This window comes from Shewanella sp. 11B5, assembly GCF_002836795.1.
Classification (GTDB): Bacteria; Pseudomonadota; Gammaproteobacteria; order Enterobacterales; family Shewanellaceae; genus Shewanella; species Shewanella frigidimarina.
The window spans coordinates 1-4143 of the sequence record NZ_PJAP01000580.1 but is presented as its reverse complement, the minus strand read 5'-3'; the positions used below and the strand labels follow the sequence as shown (position 1 = coordinate 4143).

Annotated in this window: 2 protein-coding genes; both read left to right on the top strand. The window is 40.9% G+C overall.

Annotation, left to right across the window (positions count from 1 at the left end; genetic code table 11):
* Window positions 1-3145 (top strand): type I secretion C-terminal target domain-containing protein (locus tag CXF78_RS13510; protein ID WP_145991450.1); only part of this gene is annotated, 3145 nt, incomplete at its 5' end.
* An 83-nt stretch (window positions 3146-3228) separates the two neighbouring features.
* Window positions 3229-4143 (top strand): cysteine peptidase family C39 domain-containing protein (locus tag CXF78_RS13505; RefSeq protein WP_257984910.1); only part of this gene is annotated, 915 nt, incomplete at its 3' end.

Sequence of the window (4143 nt, the reverse complement as noted above, 5' to 3'; positions counted from 1 at the left end):
TCAGATAGGCGACACCTTAGTGGTCACCGATGGCAGCGGCAACGTATTAGCCTCTGTGACCGTCACCCAAGACATGCTCGACAACGGTTATCCGGTGGAAGTGCCTGTGACTGCAGGCGCAACCGATGTGAACGTCACCGCACAAGTCACTGACATGGCCGGTAACCCCTCTGCTGTGGCAACCGATGTGCAAGGCGTCGATAGAACGGCCCCCTCTGCACTGTCAATTATTATTGTAGACGATGGAGTCCCTGGAGACGGTTGGTTAAATTATAATGAAATAGCTGCCAATGGTAATGGGATACAAATTAAAGCTGAAGTAGATAATGCAGACCTTGTTGCAGGTGGTTTTGTTTCAATATCCATAACTGTCAATGGTTATGATGTTTCATTTGATCTGAAACTCGAAAATGGTCAATTAGTTAATTTAGATGGTTCAACAACTGGTATAGCTTTCAATTACGACAATGGTGAGATCACATGGACAGCTGATGTTCCAAGTCCAGGTGAACAAATTACCGTTGAAATAACTCAAACTGATGCCGCAGGTAACGAATCAACAGCTGTTACTGATACTGCATCGATAAACAATGTTGATGCTAATGATGACCTTCCTGGTACATCATTTAGTGTGACAGCAGGTGCAACTAACGCTTGGACCATTCCTCAGTCAAACGGCGAGAGCTTAATGAAAATTTCAGCTCGTACAGCTGATGGCTCAATGGGTGTAGTAAACATAGAATCTGGTTCTAACAAACTCGGTGTTGCTGGTTCACCAAGGACTTCAGGTCAAATTGCAGGTCAAATCGAATATGATTCAGCTACAGGGACATCTGAATCAATTGTTATTGATTTTAATGGCTTAGTTAATCAGGCCACATTCAGTGTTTCAAACATGTTCTCTAATGAAAATAATGGTGAACAAGGTGTTTGGAAGGCTTATTACAATGGTCAATTAGTTGCAAGTGATACGTTTAAGACAACTTCAGGTGATGCTGGTACTTTCAGTATTGATACCGGTAATATTGTCTTCGACCAACTGGTATTTGAAGCAACTAAAACCATTAGTGAAGCTAATGGTGGCGCAGCATTAGTTGACTCATCGGATTATTTCCTAACAAATGTTACCGCATCTGGTCCTGCTATTATGGGAACCTACTTAGTGTCAGAAGATGGTGTATTAACCATTTCAAGCACGAGTCAAGGTCTACTTAATAATGACTCTGATGCCCAAGCAAATACATTTGCTCTAACAGGTGTAAATGGCGCAATAGTTACAGATGGTCAGGTAGTTATATTACCAAGCGGGGCATTGCTAACTATCCACAGTGATGGTACTTATTCTTATGATACCAACGATTCATTTGAAGCACTTACCGCTGGGCAACTTGCAACTGATACCTTTACTTATACTGTAACTGATCAATATGGCGCTACTGACACAGCGACAGTGACAATTAACATTGTTGGAGAAGCTGACGCTAGCTCCACTTACGTCAGTTATAACGGTAATCCTGGCAATGACGTTATTAAAGGAACACCAAATAACGATATTATTGTTAGTGATCAGCAAGGTTTACAGATTGTTGCTGGAGAGAACTACAATATTGCATTTATTTTCGATACTTCCGGTAGCATGAGAGGCGTAATAGCAGAAGCGATAACTCAGCTGGAAGCCGTCTTTGAGTCACTCGCAAATAGTGCAACAGGCTCTCATAGCGGAGTAGTTAACGTATTACTGACTAATTTTGCCACTGGTTCAAATTATTCAGTGTCAGTTAACATGGACGATCCAAAAGCTGTTGAAACTTTAATGGCTAAACTGAACTCAGCTGGTGCATCAGGCTCCACAAACTATGAAGCTGGATTTGAGTCGGCAATAGACTGGTTTACTAGTTCAGCAATCCAACAAAATGTGGGAAATAATATTTCTTATTTCATCACTGACGGTTCACCAAATGTCCAGACCGTTGATAGAGATGTAACTAAAGTATTGATCGGCCATGACGCGACCACAAACAGTTATGTGAGCTTGAGTGAACTAATAGGTACAAACTATAGTAAAGGCACAATAATTAGCTTTGATAACCAAGTTGTTGTCAATTCTAACGGTGCGGTTTATTCACCTTATACAGGTGCTAAAATTGGCCAAATTAGTTTTGATAGTAATAATAAATTCACTGGCTATACCGACAATGGAACAAATAGTACTAATCAGGCTATTCACACGTTCAACCTGCTCGCTGCAGTGTCTGAAGTTGAAGCGATAAGCTTAGCCAGTGCAAACGGTGGTACCACTGTTAATGAAGCTAACTTGAAGCTATACGATACAGACGGCAATGTTCGTGCGTCGATTGATGTATCTGATTTATCAAGCATCATCACAGGTTCTGAGACACTTCAATCACAAGGTGACGACAATACTGTCGGTAACCAAGGTGATGACATTATCTTTGGTGACTTAGTTAGATTTAGCGGTTCATCAGAGCAAGGGTATGTGGCTTTACAAACCTATGTCGCAGACAAAACTGGCCAAAACGTTGGTGATGTTGATGTAAGAGCAGTGCATGATTACATTCGTGACCATGTAAATGAATTTAATATCAACAACCAAAATGATGGTAACGACATTCTCGATGGCGGTATAGGTGACGATATTCTGTTTGGCCAAGGTGGCAACGATGTTATCTATGGTGGTGAAGGTAATGACGTTCTTATTGGCGGCTTAGGTAATGACACGCTAATTGGTGGCTTGGGTAACGATACGTTTGTATGGTCTAAGGGCGATACTGGTACCGATACGATTAAAGACTTCGAAGTCAATAATGACTCCCTTCATATCAGTGATTTATTGCAGAATGAACAGAACGGCGATTTAGATAACTACTTAGATTTCTCGTTCAATAATGGCAGCACGACAATTTCTATCGATGCCGACCATAATGGTAGTATTGACCAAGTTATTGTTCTGGATGGTGTCGACCTGTCGCAAGAATACGGTAGCACCACTGACGGAGTGATCATTAACGGTTTGCTTAATGATGGTGCACTCATTGTAGATACTGCAACCGTCAACCCTGCACCGTCGCCAGGAACCAGTCATGCTGATCTATTTGATCAACATAATGGAAATATTATTCCTTAATAACAACACATTGACTGCGTCACATAGTATTATGTGGCGCATATTTGATTACTCTAACAATAGACATTAAGGATAATGATTAGGTGCCTATAACTGCGTCTAACAAAAGTGAGCAGTGGACGATCTCTGCTTCCCAGCGGGTAACCGTCGATCCATTACTCGATTGTTTGGTTTTATTAACTGAACATTTTGGAAGTCCTTGCTCAATAGATTCTCTTGCGGCAGGTCTTCCTTTGTCTGGTGCAGTCATTACGCCGGATTTAATCCCTCAAGCGGCAGCCAGAGCTGGACTTTCAGCTAAGTTATCACGCAAAGATTTAAATCAAATTTCTGACATATTATTGCCTTGTATCTTATTATTAAAAGATAAAAAGGCCTGTATTTTAAGAAAAATCGATCTAGAGCAAGACCAAGCCGTTATACAATTACCTGAAACGGGCGGCGAAGAGACTCTGACAATTGAAGGCTTAGAAACCTTATATGTAGGTTACTTATTTTTAGTTAAACAAGATTATCGTGGTGACAAAAGTTTTGATGTTCACCTGCATGACAGCAGTACGCATTGGCTGCTACAAAGTATTAAAGACTCTGCTCCTATTTACCGCGATGCCCTTATAGCCTCAGTATTGGTCAACCTGTTTGCATTGGTTTCACCACTATTTATTATGAATGTCTATGATAAAGTGGTGCCCAATCTTGCATTTGAATCACTATGGGTTTTAGCCATTGGGGCAAGCATTGCCTACATATTCGACTTTATCATGCGCCAATTACGCAGCTATTTAATCGATATAGCAGGTAAAAAAGTCGACATTATTGTTTCTTCAAAATTATTTGCAAAAGCCATTGGTATTCCATTATCTAAACGCTCACCAAGTGTCGGAGGTATGGCTAGGCAGCTAGGTGAGTTTGACAGTATTCGGGAGTTTTTAACCTCCGCAACCATTACTGCGTTAGTTGATTTACCATTTGCATTACTATTCGTGATCATCATTTAT